Below are 20,497 nucleotides of genomic sequence, written 5' to 3'. Positions count from 1 at the left end.
TTTATAATTATATATATTTAAATATAATTAAATAAACTAAAACTAAAAATATATGTGAAATTTTTTATATTTTTTTGATTTTAATAGAATATTTTATGATTATCATTTCATTTTCGCTCTAATATTGCCATGTTTTTAGATTGCTATTAGAGTTTTACCTTCTAAAACTTACTTAAAATTGGTTAGTATTGAATACATTGACTGAAAATTGAGAAATCAAATGCATATTGATACTATTATCATATAAATTATCTGTCAGTCTAACTTCCATTACCCACAATAATGTTTTTCTATATATGTATAGAAATAATTTATCTGTCAGTAATTTATAGTTTATTATCATACATTAAAAAGGAGGAAGTAAAATTATGAAAAAGAAAATCATTACAGCAACTGCTCTGGCTGCAACATTAGCTACAGGTGCATTACCTACAACATCAGTATTTGCTGCTGAGACAGTTGCTCCTATCCAACAACAGGAATCACAAGTTAGTATTCAACCGTTTGCACAAAGTAATCTAGAAACGGCTGTTCAAGCTGCATTAAATGGTCCCGAAGTAAAAAAAATAAAAGTATTTGAGCATGAATTTAATGTAAAAGAAATTGAAGTTGTGGATCGAGGTGCAGCTGGTAAAGATGTATACGGACAAATCTCTCATCATTTAAGCTTCCGTCCAGATGATCAACTTTACTATAAATTCACAAAAAAAGATGGTGAGGTAACCGGATTCGAATTTCATATTGATAGAGGCGGCTGGACACCAATTGTAGCTCCACTTTTATCAATTCTTGCTGCATATAACGGAATTCCTGTTAATCCAAATGATTTAAATTCACTCGGTCAACAACTTGGTAAAGTTATCGATGGTAGTTGGGAACATGCAGGACAATCTATTGCTACTGCAGTTAGTTTAAGCTTTAATGAGAAATAAGCTTATAGGCATTATTTAGGATTACAGAGAAGTATTATTCGTAAGTTTTTTTAAAATGATATTATATGTAACAAATATATTTCTAACTTTAATGCATTAATACAAGTGAGACTCTCCCCAAAAGTCTTTTGATCTCAGATATAGAATGCATATAATTTTGCCACATAGGTTCTTAACAAATAAAAATCTATGTTAATTAAAATTAAGAATCATGTAGATCTTACTAATTTCAGCAATTCATTGTACTTCGGAAAACAGACGTCTAGTTTAAGACTTCTGTTTTCTTTGTATAATATTAGATTTGAATTGTATGCCCTATAAAGTACATGAAGTATGATAATATACTTTGTCATCATTTCACTAAACTTGCACTTGATTATTTTGGCCTTCCCATCCTTGTATGATTACATTTCAAAACTTATGTTCCCAGTGTACGATGACCTTTGAGCAAATCTAAATGAAAATATTCCTCTCTAAATTTTAAAGCTAACACAATATTTTAAAGTAAATGACAATAGTAACTCTGATGGTAGCTAATATATTACCTTATTTGACTTTATAAACCCATTGGTACCTATTATAAATTTGAAACTATTTACAAAAACTAAATTTTCAAATTAATACGCTCTATTATTCTCATGCTGGACTTTATGCATATGGTAAAAGCACCTAAATTATTATATAAGACTAATCTGTTTAAAATCAGGAGAGATATAATGAAGAAAATAAAGATAAAAAAACATTTAAAATTCGGGATTCTTACTTGTTTTACACTAGCGAGTTTATGTACAGCTTCAATAGTATTTGCTGATAGACATCCAGGTTATTCCTATGAGTCAGATTTAGGTTATCGAAATCCAAACTGGATGTCAAAATTGGAAGATACAAAAAGAATAAGCGAATTATCTATTCCAGGTACTCATGGTTCAATGGCTTTACATGGAGCGAGTTTTATTGATGAGAATTTGACAAGAAATCAAACAATGCCCCTATCTCAGCAGTTCAATGCAGGAATACGTTATGTAGACATGCGTGTTAAACGTGTGAAAAATTCTTTTGCCATGCAGCATGGTATTGTAAATCAAAAAGCAATGTTTGAAGATGTATTAAAAGAAACAATCCAATTTTTAAGAGAAAACCCTCAAGAAACAATTTTAATGCGCTTAAAAGAGGAAACTGATCCAGAGAACGGCTCACTGTCATTCGAGGAGATATTTAAAAGTTATAAAGACCGTAATGTGTCCTATTTTTGGGAACCTAATTCTGTGCCATTTTCAGAAAGAAATAACCCTAAGTTAGGAGATATCCGCGGAAAAATTGTAATACTACAAAACTTCGCAGCATCTGAAGAATACGGAATTAATTATGAATCATTAGATATCCAAGATAATTTTGAAGTTAGCGCTGGACCGGATGGAATGTATGAGAAATGGAATGCAGTAAAAAACCAGCTTCTAAAGGCAAATAAAGATTTTAACAATAATCATATCTATCTCAACCATTTTAGCGGCACAGGTGGCGCTACAGCATTATGGAATAATTATTATCCTTGGTTTGTTGCAAGTGGAAAGGAAAATCGAGATACTGGTAGTAACCCACAGTTAATTCAAAAAAACACAACAAATGAATGGAAAGACTTCCCTCGTGACACAAATGGTCAAGTATTTTATGGTGGAATGAATACAATGGGGACAGATTTCATACTACAAGGTGGTATCAGACATTCTGGTATCATTGCAGATGATTTTCCAGGTCCAGGTTTAATAGATAGTATCATTAAATTAAATGGGATAAACGTTAATGAAAAAGAGATATTAATTTCCCACATTTCTTCTGTCTCTAAGCCATTGCCTGGAGAAAAGAACCGATCCAGCCAAAACTTTAGTATAAATAATTTACCCCCAGGGACAATCGGTTTAAAATGGATTATTGAGCCTACCCAGGGAGAGACTTCTGACAGTATCTCTTTCAATATTATGGTCGATGTTTCTCTGGGTCTAGATCGTGTTAGTTGGAGCAATATTTCAAATGAGTCCAGGACTGCAGCAGATACAAATTCTAAATATTATATCGCAAATCCAATTGGTGTGAATCACCCATTTACAGTAAAAGTATATGCTATCACCAATTAATTTTCTAAAAGATTACTTTATCCTTCCGTCGGTTTAAAAAGTTCAATTACCTTATATATCAAAAGGGTATTCTCTCCAGGTATGCTATATTAAAGGCAACAATAAAAAAGAATCTAGAAATGCCACTAGATTCTTTTTTATTTTTAGAAACAATTCATATTAAGATAAAAATGCTTTTATTCTATTTAGTATAAAATTCTATGAGATATCTAACAAACGAAAGTAGAACCTGCCTTACTACGCCCATCAAGCCAATTTTTGGTATTCTATGAACTTGTGCCTATAAAATTAATATTTTGATACGCTTGCCAAATATTTCTTGATGGATAAATATATCTTTCCGAAGTTCTTTAGCAAACAAATGCTATTCATTTTTTAATAAAAGCGCCATCCTTTCTATAGATTTCTATAAAAAGAATGACGCTTTCTATTAATTATAATCATAAATTCATCTTAGAGTATTGGTAATATAACTAGACTTATTCCCATGCAGCGAATGCTACATAATCTTCTTTACCATATTTGTTTTTATATTCATCTTTGTGAATTATATCAACTTCTCCAACATGGTCTGGCTGAAATCCTGTTCCATCTCCATTATCAATAGGTTTCACTAGAGAAACTAACATAAGCCCCGTAACTTCAGATTCTTTAGAAGTTTGCTTCACTGGAAGTCCTTTAGATTTAAGATATTGCTTTTGTTTTTCGGTAAGTTTAAGTACTGCTGCTTCAGAGATCTCTGTGTTCTTTTTACTTTGCTCAAGTTTGTCCATTTCTGATTGTTTTGCGGCTTCTTCTGCCTTACTAAGTCTGTCCATTTCTGATTGTTTTGCGGCTTCTTCTGCCTTACTAAGTCTGTCCATTTCTGATTGTTTTGCGGCTTCTTCTGCCTTATTAAGTCTGTCCATTTCTGATTGTTTTGCGGCTTCTTCTGCCTTACTCTTTTCAAGCTTAGTCATTTCTTCAGGTTTAGCGGCTTGTTCAATTTTATTTTTTGTAGCCTGTGATTCGCCCTTAAACTCCTCAGCATTTGCATTCATTAAAGAAAAAGTAGATATACCTAATACAGCTGTCAATCCTAAAGCTGACCAACGATACGATTTTTTATTAAATTTTTTTATCATAAGAATTCTCCTTTTTAATGCTTTTTTATTTTTACTTAGATTTGCTAAACTAGGCATTTGATAATAATTTGAATAGTGTTCTAATAATGTAATGATTGTATGCCCGTATTCGATTCTTTCTTCCGAATCAATAAAGGTAAGAGCCAATGCATCACATGCAATTTCTTGATCTTCGCGCATTGAATAATAGGCATACCAAAGGATTGGATTAAACCAATTTAGTATAAGCAGATGATGCATAAGCCAATTAACCCCAACATCTCTACGTTTAAAATGAGCTAATTCATGATAGAAAATAAACCGTATCTGATTATCATTTAATCGTTGTATATGCTGCTCACATAATAATATTCTAGGTTTTCTAAATCCAAGGAGTGTCGGACTAGCAATCTTGCCGGCTAATTGTAAAGGAATATCTTCTTTTATAGACATCGTTTCTTTACAACCCTCAAAAATATTTAAAATCCTTTCATCTGTTATAATTGATTGCTTTTGTATGTATAAATATAAACGTCTATTTGCAATTAGTGTTAAAGCCCCTAAACAAAAAACACCTAGTATCCATACATATAAACAGATTTCATACATAGATATGTGTTTGGCAACCTTTTCTTTTTCTTTGGAACTCGATTCAACCAATGGTTTATTGGAATCATTCGAATTAACAGCATACTTTGCAGGTTCATTCATTACTTTTAAACCAGAAACATTCGCTTCCTTCTGAATTAGAGAAGTAGAAGTTACATATCCATGTGAAAGTATGGAGTATAAGCTATAAGAACTATCGGGTGACCAAGGTAAAATTAATCTTACAATCAGAATTAGCCACAATGCGTAATGCCATCTTGCTGTTAATTGATTCCTTAGTAGAACTTTGACACATAAGATAAAACCTACCAATATACTGGCCATAATGGTAGTTTCTAGTAGCCAATCAAAAAGAGTAGAGAGATACGTATGTATTAACATATCCATTACAATTATTCTCCCTCCTTTTGATTATTTTTATTTTTATCATCTAGAATACGTTTGAGCTCATCGATCTCTTTAGAAGATAACTCTTCTTCTTGTAAAAAATTAACAAGTAAAGGTTTTAAAGCAGCACCATAAAAACGTTTAATAAAAGATTTAGTTTCTACTTGTAAATAATCATCTTGTGAGATCAAAGGGCCATACATATACGTTCTTCCTATTTTCTGCTGAGAAAAAATTACTTGTTTTTTCACTAGCCTATTAATTAATGTTCTAACCGTTTTTGGATTCCAATCCATTTGTCCTTCAAGAGCTTGAATTATTTCATTAGCCGTTTGTGGAGATTTTGACCAAAGGACTTTCATTACTTCTAACTCAGCTTCAGATATCTTAGGTATTTTTTTCACGTTTCCAATTTCCTCCTTCCTTTGATTACAAATGTAATCCTAATATTGATACTACATTTGTAATCTTAAATTTTCAACCCCTATTTTAACATTGGAATAAATTACCTAAAATAGGTTTATTATTAAATAAATATAGACTACAAATGTAATCTTATATTTAGATTACATTTGTAGTCTATATTTGTCAATCTTATTTAATATCACCCTAATAAAACATCCCCATATGTTTTAAGTAAATCATTATACTTTAATTAGCTATGCCCATTCTTTCCTTTTTCTTTGCAAGATAACCTGTTCTAGTTAGTTGGATAAAAATATGGCGACAGCCGTTTGCCATCAAGTTAATAAAACTTAGATAGTCCTTAATTAAAAAATAGGAATAAGCCAGTTATATATATCAATCCAAAGTTCTTTTCATACAAGAAAGCCAAAATCTCTTCCCCTTATTAATGAGAAATTTCTATTAGGGGTCACCATACATCGCTATCAAGCTAAAATAAATTTGTATCCATATAAACAAAAAAAAGCTATTCTTTTTGTAGAAATATACAGAAAGGATGGCATTTTTGTATGAATCTATCGATTCAGGATGAGTTTCATTTATTCGCTGAAGAACTACAGCGATATCTATCCCCACATATTCTTCAACAACTTGCACAAGAGGCAGGTTTTGTAAAACGTAAAAGCAAGTATGGTGCACAAGATTTGACTGCTTTATGTATCTGGATTAGTCAACACGTAGCAAGCGATTCTCTGACTCGATTATGTAGTCAGCTTTATGCAAATACAGCTACACTTATGAGTCCAGAAGGACTTAATCAACGTTTTAACCGTTGTGCTGTTTTATTTCTACAGCGTGTATTTTCCCTTTTAATCCAAAGTAAACTAAATGATTCTTCTCAAATCTCAAACCAATACATTTCTTATTTTCAACGTATACGTATTTTAGATGCTACTATTTTTCAAGTACTCAACCATTTAGCTTCTATAAGATTTCAAAGCATCAATTTGCAAGTCTAAATTTTGATCAATTGTAGATACTCGAACATATCCAACCTTCACTCTTTTTTCTCTCCTTTTGTTCAATAACTTAATTCCAGATATTTATCTGAACATAGATAAGTTTACAAGGTTTTTGAACACAAAAAAGAAGAAATCCTATAATTTTATGTTCCATATTAACGTGTACAGAAACATACAATTTTCTGTACACGTATCTGTTACTATAAATAAAATACTTAAAAGATATTGGAATAACTTACTTTTATAATATCTTTATTTTTACTTTATAAAAATTTAATCTTTTTAATATAATATAAAATTACAATTCCAAAAAAATCAAGGGAGTATGGTGGTTTGAAGAAGTTAATATTATTAGTATTTAGTTTAAATGTAGCACTAAGTGGATGTAGCTTTGAAAAGAAAGACGAAACACATAAAAATAAACAAGACAAAAAGATTTTAGTATCAAATGATAGTTACGGAACGCCCGTTCCGCTCGAGAAGGGTTTAACCAATGGATTAGTTCATATAAGTAAAAATAATAAAATAAATCCGTTGAATAGAGATGAATTTGAAGTGGGTTTAACACGTGTAGCAAAAAGATTTTTCAATCCAAAAGAGTATTTACTTCAAAACGGTAATACACTAGACAAAATTACATTAGAATCTCTGTTATTAAGAAAACGAACAGAAAAGCAACAAGAGGATCTGGTGAGGGAATTAGGAAAACAAATTCCTAATATTGGACTTAATCCATTAATACCAGATGGTAAACAAAATAGTGAAGAAGAAAATAAAAAAAATCCAGAATATATTGCTGGAATTTTGGAACAAAATTATGTTTTACAAAAAGGGAAACATAATGAATTAGGTGGCATAGTTATTGGTCTTGTAATGAATTCTGTTCATTATTTTAAGGAAGAACATGACTATCAAAGGGAAGTCCCAATTAACGAAAAGAAATTAATATCTGAAGGAAAGAAAATGGCAAATGATATTTTAAAAATAATACATCAAAAGAGTGAAACAAAAGATGTACCCATAATCTTTGCTATTTATCAACAAGAAGCGAAAAGTGCTCTCATACCAGGTTCAATTTTAACGTACGGAAAAGTAGATAAAGGGGAAAAAGAAATTACAGATTGGGAAAATACAGATGAAAAATATTTCTTATTTCCGTCTGAGGATGCATTATCAAATCATCGAGATGATTCAATGAGATTATCTAATTTCACTGAAAATATTCGTACCTATTTCCCAGAAGGCATTACTGTTTTAGGGAAGGGATTCTATATAGATGGCGCACTCAGTGATTTACAAATAGACATATCAACAAATCTTATAGGAACGGCTGAATTAATCGGCTTTATTCAATATATTAACGGTCTTATTATGGATAAATTCCCAGAATATTTACCATTACATGTAAAGATAACGATGTCTAATCAGATTAAAGCTTTAATTGAGCGAAATAAAAAGGGATCTCCACTAATTGTTAAAATTTTAGATTAGGAAAGTTCAACTAAAAACTCAATAATCTAAGTTTATTACAAGAAAATTCACAATAAAACGACTAACCGATTCCTTAGCGTATAGGGAATCGGTTAGTTTATGTTCAAACTGTGTCTAAACGTACAATTTTCCCGAAATGATATGGTGACCCCATGCCCATCAACTTAAGGGGGAAATAAACGAACCTTCATTCAGCCAGGTTAAAACATTCTTAAAATCTTCTACTTTAATAATTATTAATTCTTAATAACCTACATTCTAGCTCTATATTTACCTTTAACAGTGCAATTTTTTTGTTTGGGGGATACTTCAAAATGTTAAGTTGACGGGCATGTATGGTGATCCCTATTTGGTGATAATCGGCTTACTTCTGCATTGGTGGACCGTTTGGTCCATCATGCTCATATCATTGCATTCACAGGTGAAAATTATCGTTTGCGAAATGCTTTATCTTCTGGAAATACCAAAATTAACATTTAAAAAAATAGCTGCGCGCCTCTAGAATTTTTTCTGCATTTTTCAGGGATTGTTGCTTGCACGCCTCAGATTAAAAATTTAAAATAAAGAATAATTAACATAGCGGGAGGGGAAATACGTGATTACACTAAAGCCTATGGCCGAAGAGGAGTTTCAGCGTTATTATGAGAATGAGATTGAAGATTATGCGAAAGAGAAGGTTGCTGCTGGAAATTGGAGTGAAGATGAAGCTGTTAACTTGTCCAAAATAGAATTTGATCAGCTGTTACCAAAAGGTGAAAAAACGGAGTACAATTATTTATACTCTATCTTTCATGATCAAAATCTAGTTGGAATGATTTGGATTGCGCAAAAATCGCCTACAAGTAATGAGGAAGGTTTTATTTATGACTTTATTATTTTTGAGCAATATCAAGGGTTAGGATATGGTAAAAAGGCAATGAAAGAAATTGAAGTGATTGCTAAAGAATTAGGAATGAAAAAAATTGGACTTCATGTTTTTGGTCATAACAAAGTTGCTCGTGGATTATATGAAAAGTTAGGCTATGAAATTACAAATATAGATATGATGAAATCCATTTAAGAAAGCTATTTATAAGTATTAAAAGGGGACCTATGCTCATATCATTGCATTCACAGGTGAAAGTTATCATTTGCGAAATGCTTTATCTTCTGGAAATACCAAAATTAACATTTAAAAAAATAGCTGCGCGCCTCTGGAATTTTTTCTGCATTTTTCAGGGATTGTTGCTTGCACAAAACAGCGGTACCCGATCACTATCAAGCTAAGATAAATTTTTATCCATATGATGGGTGTTTTTATCAAATGGATAAAAAGTAAGAGTAGAAATGATGAGGAACCAGGATTATCCTACCATTATGCTAGAAATATATATGTTATATTTTCTTTTCTACTACCTTTGCACCAAAACCAAAAAATACGCTATTCTTTCTGTAGAATCATAGGAAAGGATGGCGTTTTTGTATGTATCTATCAATTTCTGACGAATTACAATTATTTGCTGAAGAATTATATGAACATCTTACCCCTTCATTTTTGGAAAATCTCGCTAGAGAGCTAGGTTTTGTAAAACGAAAACGTAAATTTTCAGGGTATGATTTAGCTACTATATGTGTCTGGATTAGTCAACGAGTAGCGAGTGATTCATTAGTCCGATTGTGTAGTCAGCTACATGCATCAACAGGAACTCTTATGAGTCCTGAAGGACTAAATAAGCGCTTTAATAAAAAGGCAGTGTTCTTTTTGAAACATATTTTCTCCACATTATTATAAAATAAAGTTTGTGGAAAGTCAGCAATTCCAAGTGCTTCACTTACCTATTTTCAGCGAATTCGTATTTTAGATGCAACCATTTTTCACGTACCAAAACACTTGACCAATGTATATCCTGGATCAGGTGGTTGTGCACAAACAGCGGGTATAAAAATCCAGTTAGAATATGATTTACATAGTGGTCAGTTTTTAAATTTCCAAGTGGAACCAAGGAAAAATAATGATAAAACCTTTGGAACAGAGTGTTTATCAACATTACGCCCTGGTGACCTATGTATTCGGGATTTAGGCTATTATTCACTGGATGATTTAGATCAAATGGATCAACGTGGTGTGTACTATATATCGCGACTCAAATTAAACAATAGGGTATATGTCAAAAATGAATTTCCTGAATACTTTCGAAACGGAACAATAAAAAAACAATCGCAGTACATCAAAGTTGATTTAGAGCACATCATGGATACCTTAAAACCAGGACAGTCCTATGAAATAAAAGAAGCTTATATTGGAAAGGATAAAAAACTATTTACTCGGGTGATTATGTATCGATTAACAGAAAAACAACTTCGTGAGCGTATGAAAAAACAAGTGTACACAGAAAGTAAAAAAGGGATTACATATTCGGAAAAAAGCAAACGATTAGCTGGCATGAACCTATATGTTACCAATACACCTTGGGAGATTGCTCCGATGGAACAAATCCATAATTTTTACTCTCTCCGCTGGCAAATTGAAATCATTTTTAAAACTTGGAAATCCTTATTTCAAATTCATCATTGGCAACATATTAAACAAGAGCGATTAGAATGCCATGTTTATGGAAAACTCATTGCCATTTTTCTATGTTCTTCTACTATGTTTAAGATGCGACAATTAATTTTACAAAAGAAGAAACAAGAATTAAGTGAATATAAAGCAATTGGAATGATTCAAGATCACTTATCGAGTTTGTATCAAGCCATACAACAAAACATCCAAGAAATAACAAAGATCCTAATCAGCCTGTTCCACCTCCTACAGAAGAACGGAAGAAAATCTCATCGATATGAGAAGAAGACTGTTTTTGATATTATGGGTGTTGTTTATGAGTATAATGGGTTGAAAAAACAAAAGAAAGTTGCATAATTTAAAAAAGGAAACCCGTTAGGGTTTATTTGGTATGCATATTATTAAAAGTATGCTTCTATTTTAGGAATGCTTTACCTCCACAAAATGAAAGTACACTTTGTTTTCATTTTTAAGTTGATGGGCATGTATGGTGACCCCTATTACTATCAAGCAAACCGAAATTAGGGGGATTTAGTTAATAGAAAGCGTTCTTCTTTTTCTAAAAAGCTAAATTATTAAATTAAAGAAAATATATACCTTTCAGTTCCCTCCTACAGATAAAGCAACTTACCCCGCTTCCTAATACCTACTGATTTGTTATACAAAATTGAATTCCTTAAAAATTTGAATTTAAAAACACCCAGGAATACAATAAATATAGTATATACCCTATTTTTTAGAAAGAAGGATTAAACATGAAAACCAAAGTAGTTAAATCAATTGAAAATTTGCAATTGAAATCATTTGAAATGATGACAAATTCTTTTTCTTTTAAATCTATTTTGCGTGGAACTGGTATGACTTTTGTAATTATTTTTGGATCATCTTTGATTAACGATTCTTCTTTATTTTCATTAAATTCTTTGATGGTGATATTGGGTTTCTTTTTAATCTTTACGCCATATATTTTTAATATTGCTGAGAAATCTAATATATGACTCAATTTCCGACGTTTAATCATTGACTTAAAAATTTTAAGCACCCAAAACAAAAAATTCACATACTTTTAATTAAAAGGTGTGAATTTTTTCGTTTGAGTCTATTTACCTTTAAATTTATAGTTAGGTGATACTACTTCAATTAATTAATTTTTATTTCATTTTATAATTTTACAAATGGGTGCCTGTATCTTCTCTACAATACAATTCCCCTTATTTAACTATTTATATAGTATAGATTTCAAAGTAAAAACACCTAATACCCCTATACAAAACTGTAAGAGTATCTTCAACTTTTTAATATTATATTTATATAAAATTTGCCCTTTCTTGAAAACCTACTATACTATAAAATTAAATTAACAAATATTATTTAATGGAGGTTCATAATGAATAAAACCGAACTAATTAACCAAGTATCTGAGAAAACATCACTTACTAAAAAAGAGGCTACTGCATCTGTACAAGCTATCCTAGATCAAATTACACAATCTCTTCAAAAAGAGGAATCCGTACAGTTAATTGGATTTGGTACATTTGAAGTACGTAAGCGTTCTGCACGTACTGGGCGCAATCCCCAAACGGGCGAAGAAATGCATATCCCAGGAGGAAAAGTACCTGGATTTAAAGCTGGAAAAGCTTTAAAAGAGGCTGTTAAATAAGGTTTAATTATCTATCTAAAAAGGAATGGAGATTTTTATCTCCATTCCTTTTTAAATTAATCATATATTTTTCCGGAAAATAATTAACTAGTTATTTATCATTTTCACGATTTCCATACCGTACACACTCTTTTAGTCGTGGTATTTCTTTTTTAGATGCTAGGTGCATCTTTCACTGCTAATTTTTTCTGACTTAAATAAACAGCTCGATCCGATTTTTTTGCAACTTCCTGTGAATGCGTTACAACAATTACACATTTATTTTCTTGATGAGCGAGCTCCTGGAACAAATCAATAATGTCATTTGCTGTTTCTTCATCAAGGTTTCCTGTCGGCTCATCCGCAATCAATAAGTCAACATTACAAGATAATGCTCGGGCAATTGCTACACGTTGTTGTTGTCCACCGCTTAGTTGTAAGACATTTCGTTTCGCTTCTACTTCTGTGAGTCCTACCTTCTCTAATAATTCTAATGCTCTTGCTTTTTTATTTTTTACCTTTACACCTGTAATTTCCATTGCCGTTAGTACATTCTGAATGGCAGTCATATAGGTAATTAAATTATAGGATTGGAAAATTACGGATACATTTTGATTACGGTATCGATCCAAACCAATTTTTCTAATATCCTTGCCATTATAAAGTACATAACCATTTTTAGGTATATCAAGCCCACAACCTAAGCTAAGCGTGGTAGTTTTACCAGATCCAGATGGCCCTAAAATCGTGTAGAAATGCCCTTTTTGAAAAGAAAAATTAACATTATCTAGTATCTTTACTTTTTTTCCGTTACTTTCATAATAATAATCTAAGTTTTTAAATTGTAAAATCGTCTCCATATCGAGCCTCCTTATTCATCTTTTAAAAGGATTTGTTTTGGATTTAAGCGTAGAATAGATAATGCTGGCAAAATAGTTGCTAATATAGCAATAGCTAGTCCAATCCCACCCATTTTCCCTACGTCTTCTCCTGTTACACTTACATTAATTTTATCTATTGGATCCTCTTTTTGATTTTGTACAGTTCCACCTGGTCCAGCCACCATTACAGTTCCATTTTGTGAAGTGTCTGTTTCTTCGCCTGCTGTAGCAACTTCACTCGAAAGTAAATTATCCCCTACGAATTGAGAAACTTTAGCTCCTGTTGTTAGAGATAATCCAAATGCTAAAATAGCGATACATACTACTTCTACTACGAACTGCGCCATCAGTTTCCATTTTTTCTCTCCAATGGACAATAAGATTCCCATTTCCTTACGACGTGCTTTAATCGATAACATAATAATTAATCCTAAGATAATTGCACCTGCAATAGATACCATATAGATAATCATTTGAGAAGTAGCAGCGATATTTTCGATAGGACCAATCATTTGTTTGTACAGTGAATCATGTGCATCTAACTTAAAATAATTAAAATCAATATCAGATTTTTTTGCTTCTTTTTTAAATCCATCAATGTATTGTGGATCGTTCAAGAAGTACACGGCTTGAATACTGTTACCCATACCGTCATCGGTTTCTAATTTTTTTAAAGTAGAGTAAGGCATATATAGCTTATTAGCTGGATCCATCATAGGAGGAGCATGCTGACCCATTGGTTGCTCATTCGTTTCATAAATACCAATAATTTCAAATTCAAGAGTTTGCTTCTTATCCCCTGATTGAATTTTAATCTTATCTCCTACTTTCAAATTGTTTTGTTCCGCTAATCGTTTTTCCATTAAAGTTACATTCTGATCTTTCATCTTTTCTGTAATTGGTTTCCCATCAATGATTTTACTTTTTCCATTTTTAAAAGTTTCTTGTAATACAGTTTTACGAACTCCTTCTATTAAAAAAGAAGAATTCATATCTATTTCTGAGCCCGAACCTGATCCACCCGCTGCTGCCACCATTCCAACTCGACCTTTTCCTTCGTCTTCTCCTTCTGAGGCACCTACTAGTTTAAATCCATCCGAAATTCCGAAAGTATTGGTTATGTAATTATAATCTTTTACATACTTGGACTTAGCTAATTGATCTGCTTCTTTTGTGTTAAGCTTTGGTGGTTTAGGCATCTCTCCAGTTTCCCTAGCTTGTTGACCTAATTTATCAAAATCAAGACCTAAAGTGACATCTGCACCTAATTTTTTTCTTGCTGCATCCGCAGCTTTTTTTGATGCATTTTGGATTGCAAATCCTGCCAACACTAAATTTGTAACAATCAGAAAGACCGCCATCAAAATTAATGATGTTCCTATTCTTTTTTTCATACTGAGAATTGCGCGTTTTATAAAATTCATTTTTCCTAACCTCCTTGATAGTTGTTATTCTAAATACACTATCTGGAGTTTATATGAAGATATTCAGTAGATTATCTAAAGATATTAGGGCTTATCTGGAGTGCATATGTAGTGATTCGTTAATATAGTCAAGAAAAGCTGGAACACAAATTAAAATATGTAATCGATTTTGAACATTGGTAAAGAGTCAGTCCATTTAATGTGGAATGAGGACAAACGGAATAATAATAGGTATAAAATATTAGTCACCAACCAATTAACTTGAGGAAGGAATACAAACACGGGATAACTCCCTTTATTTATGACCCCTACAGTACAAGATGAGATACTATCGCTAGAAAAATTAGCCTCCTGCATGGAATACCAATGTAGGCATTCTTTTTGCTTCATGACGTTTACCACCTCTGATATATCTAGTACCCACACAAAAAGCACATATAAAAAAGCCACCGAAAGGTGGCTATATTTTTAAGCGGCACTTGTTTAATCCGCTAATTTTACGTTTTTTATTAGTTTTTCACCATTTCGATAAACTGTTACTTTAATTGTATCCCCCAATTTTTTCTTTTTATATAAATATTTTCGGAATTGAACGACATTTTCTATTTTTTGTCCATCTAATGCAATCACAACATCATATTGTTGCAATCCACCTTTTTCTGCTGGTGATTGGTATGAGATATTCCGCAATACTGCACCATTTGATATCTCTTTTGGTAATTTTAATTGATTGCGTGCAGAGTCTGTCATTTTCTCCACATCTAATAACTGTACACCCATCATCGGACGTTTAACTGTTCCATCTTTCTCAAGAGACTTTAGGATCGTTTTGGCTATATGAATCGGAATTGCAAATCCAATTCCTTCAACAGCTTGTTGTGCAATTTTACTTGAATTAATTCCAATGACTTCACCCTGTTCATTAAACAAAGCTCCTCCACTATTCCCAGGATTAATAGCTGCATCTGTTTGAATTACCTGTGCTTGCCAATCAACTTGTTGATCTCCAAGAGTACTAACAGGTATTTCTCGTTCCTTACTACTAATAATCCCCTTTGTTACACTACCTTCTAACCCCAATGGATTCCCAATAGCTATTACCGTTTCCCCTGTACGAATTTTTTCTGAGTCTCCAAGTGTTGCGACTCTTTTTACATCTGCCCCATCAATTTCTAATACTGCTAAATCTAATAATGGATCTGTCCCTACTACTTTAGCGGGAACTTTTTTACCATTATTCAATTTCACTTCTACTTTATTCGCACCGTCTATCACATGATTATTTGTAACAATGAAAGCCTTATTGCCGTTTTTTTTATATATGACCCCTGATCCCGAACCAGCTTCTTCTGATTGAACTTGCATATTAAATGAATCTGCATTTTGTTTATAGTTAATGACACCTACGACAACTTCTTTTGCAGATTCAATCATATTTTGAGGATTGCTCACATCTTCTGGTTTGTAAGAGATCGGCGTAGCCTGATTTACTTCGTTATTCTTAGGAGATTGACCTGCACTTCCTTTGATTTCATTTATATAAGGAGTGGTCAATCCAATGGTAATTGCACCAATCACTGCACCAATTATTCCTGTGAAAAAATAACCTGTTTTTTTATAGACTGTACGCCTATTACTTTCTGTTTGATTTGTATCATCGTGTCCCATTGTGAACATCCCTTTCTCCTTTAATTTACAATTAAATGTTTTTATCTTAATATTTGAAATACGATGTTTGAATGTAATATTTAAGAATCACCATTTCAAAAAAAGAAAATTTCACCTTTAGGCATGTTTAAACATAAATCAACTGTTTTTTCGTAGGGGTAACATTATATTTGAAATTTCCTATGAATATATGTATGACGATATTCAAACCCACTTCGAGCTTTTCTCTAAAAAAAAAGAGCCTATTTGGCTCTCAACAAATAGAGTATTCAATGTACAAAGTAGGATACGTGTTTATACAGGTGTTTTGCAAAAAGTGGAAACAAGGGACAATGAACATCCATTAGCTTATTTATTCTTTTGTTATAAACTTAGATTCTAGCATTCTCGTGAGAATGGATGGTAATAGGTTTGTGTGTAAATAAGAAGGAAGGGATAAAATTTGATAGATTGTGTAAGTCGTCAACATCATGTATCATACAAACTTAATCTGTATTCTATATGGAGCTAATCTAGAGTTATAGTAAAGATTTTCAGTACCTAATTATGGAATACAAAAATAGAGAGAATCAATTTAATCCTCCCTATTTTTGTTCACTAGACTTATATAGTTTTCTTTTATTTACACTTGTGTATTTGTTTAAGCCCGGTGCTGGTTTCAATTTTTGTTTTTTCTCTTTTATGCGTCTATTATTCGAATGAGGGGCCATCCACAGTTGTACATCTAATAAAGAAAGAATGATGTTTGCTTCTAGTGACATCTTAATTACCTCCCTCTGTCTTGCTATGTATATAAACTATCTCATGCATCTGGAGCTAATTTGAAATACATGTAGTTTTCTTATGAAGTTTTTATAGTATTTCTAATACGTCTCCACATCAACTCCAGTTTGGAAGGTTATAATGACTACAAGAGGTGATATTATGAAGAACTATCACATTCTGGTGGTAGAAGATGATCAAGAAATACAAGAATTAATCAAACAATTTTTAATGACACAACAGTATAAAGTTATAGTTGCATCAGATGGATTAGAGGGCATGAAACAATTTAATAAGCAGTCCTTCGATTTAATTCTTCTAGATGTGATGATGCCAAACCTGAATGGATTTGAAGTTGCCAAAATGATTCGAAGTCAGTCAAATATACCAATTATTATGCTAACTGCGCTAGAAGAAGAACAAGATCAAATGAAAGGATTTGATCTTGGAATCGATGATTATATTACGAAACCTTTTTCTTTTCATGTTTTGATGAGACGAGTCGAAGCAGTACTGAGAAGAAGTAATAATCAAAGTACAGATAATCATTTTGTATTTAGAGAACTACATGTCGATGGCGATGCATATAAAGTATATGTAAATAAAACTGAAGTTCCCTTAACGACAAAAGAATTTGAAATTCTGCAACTACTACTTCAAAATGAGAAAAAGGTACTCACAAGAGAAAATATCGTAGAAAAAATTTGGGGATATGAGTATGCCGGAGATACACGAATGATTGATACGCATATGAAAAATATACGAAAAAAATTAGATATACCCTATATTAAAACAGTAAAGGGCATTGGTTATAAAATCGATGAATAAGATTGTAAAAATCATAAAGATGAAGAGAATTACCTATAAACTCTTTATGACTACATCCCTCATTTTGTTAGCCTTTGCAACCTTAATTTATGTAACTTTATACTTCTTTCTCCCTAAATTTTATGAGAAATACAAAACAGATCAGCTTCAAACGGGAATCGAAGAAATAATTGATAAATCTAAAGATCTTACGCTTCAAAATGCAACACCACTTGTTGATGAATACGCACAAAAAAATAATGCAATTATATATCTTCAAGATAATCAGGGAAGGCTTATTTATTCTCCTTTTCTTCAAAGTACTATTCATGGGAGTACTATTCAAGAGGGTACTGTTCGGGGGGTACTGTTCAGGGGGGTACTGTTCAGGGGGTACTGTTCAGGGGGGTACTGTTCAGGGGGGTACTCCAGCAAAAGGTTTTGTTACAACAGTACCAATAAAGGGTTTGGCTCAATCTCGTAATTCATATGAGGCTACCAAGCCAATACAATTCCAAGATGTTAACTTAACGCTTGTGGTGTTCGCAACATTTCAACCAATCGATGAAGCTTCACAGGTCTTGGTACGTTTTCTACCCTATATTAGTATCATTGTACTGGTTATTGGTTTAGGAAGTGCTTATCTCTATTCAAGGTTTATTACTAAACCACTTATTTATATTAATAAAGGTGCACAAAAGATGGCAAACTTGGATTTCTCCGAAAAAATTGAGGTTCGTTCTATGGATGAATTAGGGGAATTGTCCAATAGCTTGAATGATATGTCCATAAATTTACAACAGGCAATTTTTGATTTACAAAAAGCGAATCAGCAATTAAAAAGTGATATTGAAAAAGAAAGAGAAATAGAAACAAAGCGAAGGGAATTCTTTGCTATTGTAGCACATGAATTAAAAACTCCTCTTACTGTTATGAAAGGATACCTAGAAGGGATGATATATAATATCGGCCCTTATCAAAATCGTGACCAGTATTTAAAGAAAAATTATCAAATAATTGAAAGTCTGGAACAACTGGTTCGCGAAATTTTAAGCATGTCAAAATTAGAACAACATACCTTTAAACTTCAAGTGGAAGAAGTAAATCTTTCGAGATCAATAGATACAATTGCCAAAAAACTCGAATTTTTTGCTTCTCAAAAAGGCATTCAAATAATAAAAGAAGTCGATTCTGATATTTTTGTTTATACGGATTATGTTCTTTTAGAAAAAGCATGTAAAAACATCATTCATAATGCGATTATGTATTCACCGTATAACGAAAAAGTCTATATAAAGTTAACAAAGGATTCTAAACAAAACAACGTCCAAATGCGAGTTATCAATACAGGTGTCAAAATAAAAGAAGAAGATATACAACATATTTTCAAACCATTTTATCGAATCGAAAAGTCAAGAAATCGAAATACGGGAGGGAGTGGCTTAGGTTTATATATTGTAAAACAAATTTTCGAGTCCCTTTTTATCACATATTCTATAAATAATACCAAACAAGGCGTAGAATTTTTAGTTACCATTCCATTATCCAGCAAATAAACAACAAAAGAGTCTCAATCTCATTTCATCCTATAAAAATGAGATTGAGATTTTTCATATTATGTTGGGTATGGCAACCCAAACATAATATGGTGAAGAAAATTCAGATAAAAACATTATTCATTTGACACATAAAGATCCAAAATAATACACTTGCAAGTGTATTAACGGAAGAGAATTTATGAAACAAAAAAGTATTCATAGTGTTTGTAATATAAGTATGATCCCTGAATTGTATATTAATAAACCATTTGTAGACGGGATAGAAATATTTTTTGTTACACAAACTGGCCGACTGTACTTTTTTCACTACAAACTGATAACTTAACAGCTGGGTAGAAAGTGGTGAGTATACTGGACCAGATATGACTGATTTCAGATTTCACATTTTTTGTCAGTATTTCCTTTCATCATATCTAAAACAGATTTATATGCTTAGTGACAAGGTCGATCAAGCTATATAAGCAGATAATCCATTCTACTCATTCGCCATATTATGCATAATAATCTATAAAATACGTATCTATAAATTAAAGATCTAAAAAAGAAAAAATCTGAAAATCCTTCTGACGTAAGGAGTTTCAGATTTTTTTATTTTAGTAATACCCTTTGCAACAAGTTGCCATTAGGATAGTGTATCAGCAACTTGTAGCTATTACTATGAATGCTAGATTCCTCAAAATTATTCCATATTTTTTCATTTTATTTATATTATTCTATGCTTTATTCTAAATTATAATTCCATATTTATGGACAAAAGTTTAAATTTATGGAATTTTGTACAAGCTATTTATACATCATTCTTAATTAGGAGGGATTCTTTATGTTTGGTCTAGGAAAAAAAAGAACTCCATTTGGTGAGTATTTAGATCACAGAGGAATCAAACAACAATGGCTTGTACAAAGGACTGGATTAAGTAAATCTCTGATAAGTGATTTAGCAAATAAAAAGGATCGTATTCCCACTTTAACATCTGCAACTAAAATCATTAGAATACTAAAAAAATTTGATAAGCATATTGATTATCAAGATTTTTGGAATATTGATATTTAAAACTTCTAGAATGTACTACACATCTAATTGTCTCTAATCCAATCGTGTAGATTACTAAAAACATAGATTTTTTCCTTTACAAC

At 31.8% G+C, this 20,497-nt stretch carries 15 protein-coding genes and 5 pseudogenes; 12 read left to right on the top strand and 8 right to left on the bottom strand.

Annotation, left to right across the window (positions count from 1 at the left end; genetic code table 11):
• Positions 1-368 precede the first annotated feature (368 nt).
• Complete coding sequence (locus MHH27_RS29135) at positions 369-932, top strand: hypothetical protein (RefSeq protein ID WP_000726947.1); 564 nt, start codon at positions 369-371, stop codon at positions 930-932.
• Between the two features lie 716 nt (positions 933-1,648).
• Positions 1,649-3,064, top strand: coding sequence for a phosphatidylinositol-specific phospholipase C (locus MHH27_RS29130; protein WP_340945138.1), 1,416 nt, complete (start codon positions 1,649-1,651; stop codon positions 3,062-3,064).
• Between the two features lie 479 nt (positions 3,065-3,543).
• On the opposite strand, the gene MHH27_RS29125 is transcribed toward MHH27_RS29130, so the two are convergent.
• Together MHH27_RS29125 and MHH27_RS29120 are read right to left on the bottom strand one after the other, a co-directional pair.
• On the bottom strand, positions 3,544-5,157 hold the full coding sequence (locus MHH27_RS29125) for a M56 family metallopeptidase (RefSeq protein ID WP_445688822.1): 1,614 nt from the start codon (positions 5,155-5,157) through the stop codon (positions 3,544-3,546).
• Between the two features lie 11 nt (positions 5,158-5,168).
• The gene (locus tag MHH27_RS29120) at positions 5,169-5,567 is read right to left on the bottom strand and encodes a BlaI/MecI/CopY family transcriptional regulator (RefSeq protein ID WP_340945132.1); all 399 of its coding nucleotides are present in this window, start codon (positions 5,565-5,567) and stop codon (positions 5,169-5,171) included.
• A gap of 570 nt (positions 5,568-6,137) precedes the next feature.
• Between MHH27_RS29120 and MHH27_RS29115 the strand changes: the two are divergent.
• Positions 6,138-6,554 (top strand): annotated as a pseudogene (locus MHH27_RS29115) (IS4 family transposase); the annotation flags it as partial.
• Here MHH27_RS29115 and MHH27_RS29110 read toward each other — a convergent pair.
• Positions 6,546-6,629: a recombinase family protein gene (locus MHH27_RS29110; protein WP_340945307.1), complete on the bottom strand. Its 84-nt coding sequence runs from the start codon at positions 6,627-6,629 to the stop codon at positions 6,546-6,548. The pseudogene MHH27_RS29115 and the gene MHH27_RS29110 overlap by 9 nt on opposite strands.
• Before the next feature lie 294 nt (positions 6,630-6,923).
• Here MHH27_RS29110 and MHH27_RS29105 point away from each other — a divergent pair, with 294 nt between their 5' ends.
• From MHH27_RS29105 to MHH27_RS29090, 5 genes and pseudogenes are all read left to right on the top strand, one after another.
• Complete coding sequence (locus MHH27_RS29105) at positions 6,924-8,081, top strand: CamS family sex pheromone protein (RefSeq protein ID WP_340945130.1); 1,158 nt, start codon at positions 6,924-6,926, stop codon at positions 8,079-8,081.
• Positions 8,082-8,426: 345 nt separating this feature from the next.
• A pseudogene (locus MHH27_RS29100) lies at positions 8,427-8,561 on the top strand (ATP-binding protein); the annotation flags it as partial.
• A gap of 115 nt (positions 8,562-8,676) precedes the next feature.
• Positions 8,677-9,141, top strand: coding sequence for a GNAT family N-acetyltransferase (locus tag MHH27_RS29095; RefSeq protein WP_000631398.1), 465 nt, complete (start codon positions 8,677-8,679; stop codon positions 9,139-9,141).
• A gap of 31 nt (positions 9,142-9,172) precedes the next feature.
• Positions 9,173-9,256 (top strand): annotated as a pseudogene (locus MHH27_RS32105) (ATP-binding protein); the annotation flags it as partial.
• Between the two features lie 287 nt (positions 9,257-9,543).
• A pseudogene (locus MHH27_RS29090) lies at positions 9,544-10,980 on the top strand (IS4 family transposase).
• 379 nt (positions 10,981-11,359) lie between these two features.
• On the opposite strand, the gene MHH27_RS29085 reads toward MHH27_RS29090, so the two are convergent.
• Positions 11,360-11,683 carry a hypothetical protein gene (locus tag MHH27_RS29085; protein WP_340945128.1) on the bottom strand — a complete coding sequence of 108 codons (324 nt, stop codon included), beginning with the start codon at positions 11,681-11,683 and terminating at the stop codon, positions 11,360-11,362.
• A gap of 327 nt (positions 11,684-12,010) precedes the next feature.
• Between MHH27_RS29085 and MHH27_RS29080 the strand changes: the two genes are divergently transcribed.
• A complete protein-coding gene (locus tag MHH27_RS29080; protein WP_001043921.1) occupies positions 12,011-12,283 on the top strand; it encodes an HU family DNA-binding protein in 273 nt (90 codons plus the stop codon).
• A 152-nt stretch (positions 12,284-12,435) separates the two neighbouring features.
• On the opposite strand, the gene MHH27_RS29075 is transcribed toward MHH27_RS29080, so the two are convergent.
• The 4 genes from MHH27_RS29075 to MHH27_RS29060 all read right to left on the bottom strand — a co-directional run bounded on the left by MHH27_RS29075 (position 12,436) and on the right by MHH27_RS29060 (position 16,996).
• Positions 12,436-13,122, bottom strand: a complete 687-nt coding sequence (locus tag MHH27_RS29075) for an ABC transporter ATP-binding protein (RefSeq protein WP_000447832.1) — start codon at positions 13,120-13,122, stop codon at positions 12,436-12,438.
• Between the two features lie 11 nt (positions 13,123-13,133).
• The gene (locus MHH27_RS29070; protein ID WP_305926229.1) at positions 13,134-14,567 is read right to left on the bottom strand and encodes an ABC transporter permease; all 1,434 of its coding nucleotides are present in this window, start codon (positions 14,565-14,567) and stop codon (positions 13,134-13,136) included.
• A gap of 483 nt (positions 14,568-15,050) precedes the next feature.
• Complete coding sequence (locus MHH27_RS29065) at positions 15,051-16,244, bottom strand: S1C family serine protease (protein ID WP_340945122.1); 1,194 nt, start codon at positions 16,242-16,244, stop codon at positions 15,051-15,053.
• A 575-nt stretch (positions 16,245-16,819) separates the two neighbouring features.
• Positions 16,820-16,996: a hypothetical protein gene (locus MHH27_RS29060; RefSeq protein WP_000050958.1), complete on the bottom strand. Its 177-nt coding sequence runs from the start codon at positions 16,994-16,996 to the stop codon at positions 16,820-16,822.
• A 163-nt stretch (positions 16,997-17,159) separates the two neighbouring features.
• Between MHH27_RS29060 and MHH27_RS29055 the strand changes: the two genes are divergently transcribed.
• From MHH27_RS29055 to MHH27_RS29045, 3 genes and pseudogenes are all read left to right on the top strand, one after another.
• Positions 17,160-17,825, top strand: coding sequence for a response regulator transcription factor (locus tag MHH27_RS29055; RefSeq protein WP_061660506.1), 666 nt, complete (start codon positions 17,160-17,162; stop codon positions 17,823-17,825).
• Positions 17,818-19,360: pseudogene (locus tag MHH27_RS29050) on the top strand (ATP-binding protein). Before MHH27_RS29055 ends, MHH27_RS29050 begins: the two are co-directional and overlap by 8 nt.
• An 823-nt stretch (positions 19,361-20,183) precedes the next feature.
• Complete coding sequence (locus MHH27_RS29045; RefSeq protein WP_000467334.1) at positions 20,184-20,414, top strand: helix-turn-helix domain-containing protein; 231 nt, start codon at positions 20,184-20,186, stop codon at positions 20,412-20,414.
• The last annotated feature ends 83 nt before the right edge of the window (positions 20,415-20,497 follow it).

Origin of the sequence: Bacillus sp. FSL L8-0152, from assembly GCF_038006365.1 — a bacterium.
In the GTDB taxonomy this organism is placed as follows: Bacteria; Bacillota; Bacilli; order Bacillales; family Bacillaceae_G; genus Bacillus_A; species Bacillus_A cereus.
This window is presented reverse-complemented; position numbering and strand designations above follow the sequence as displayed.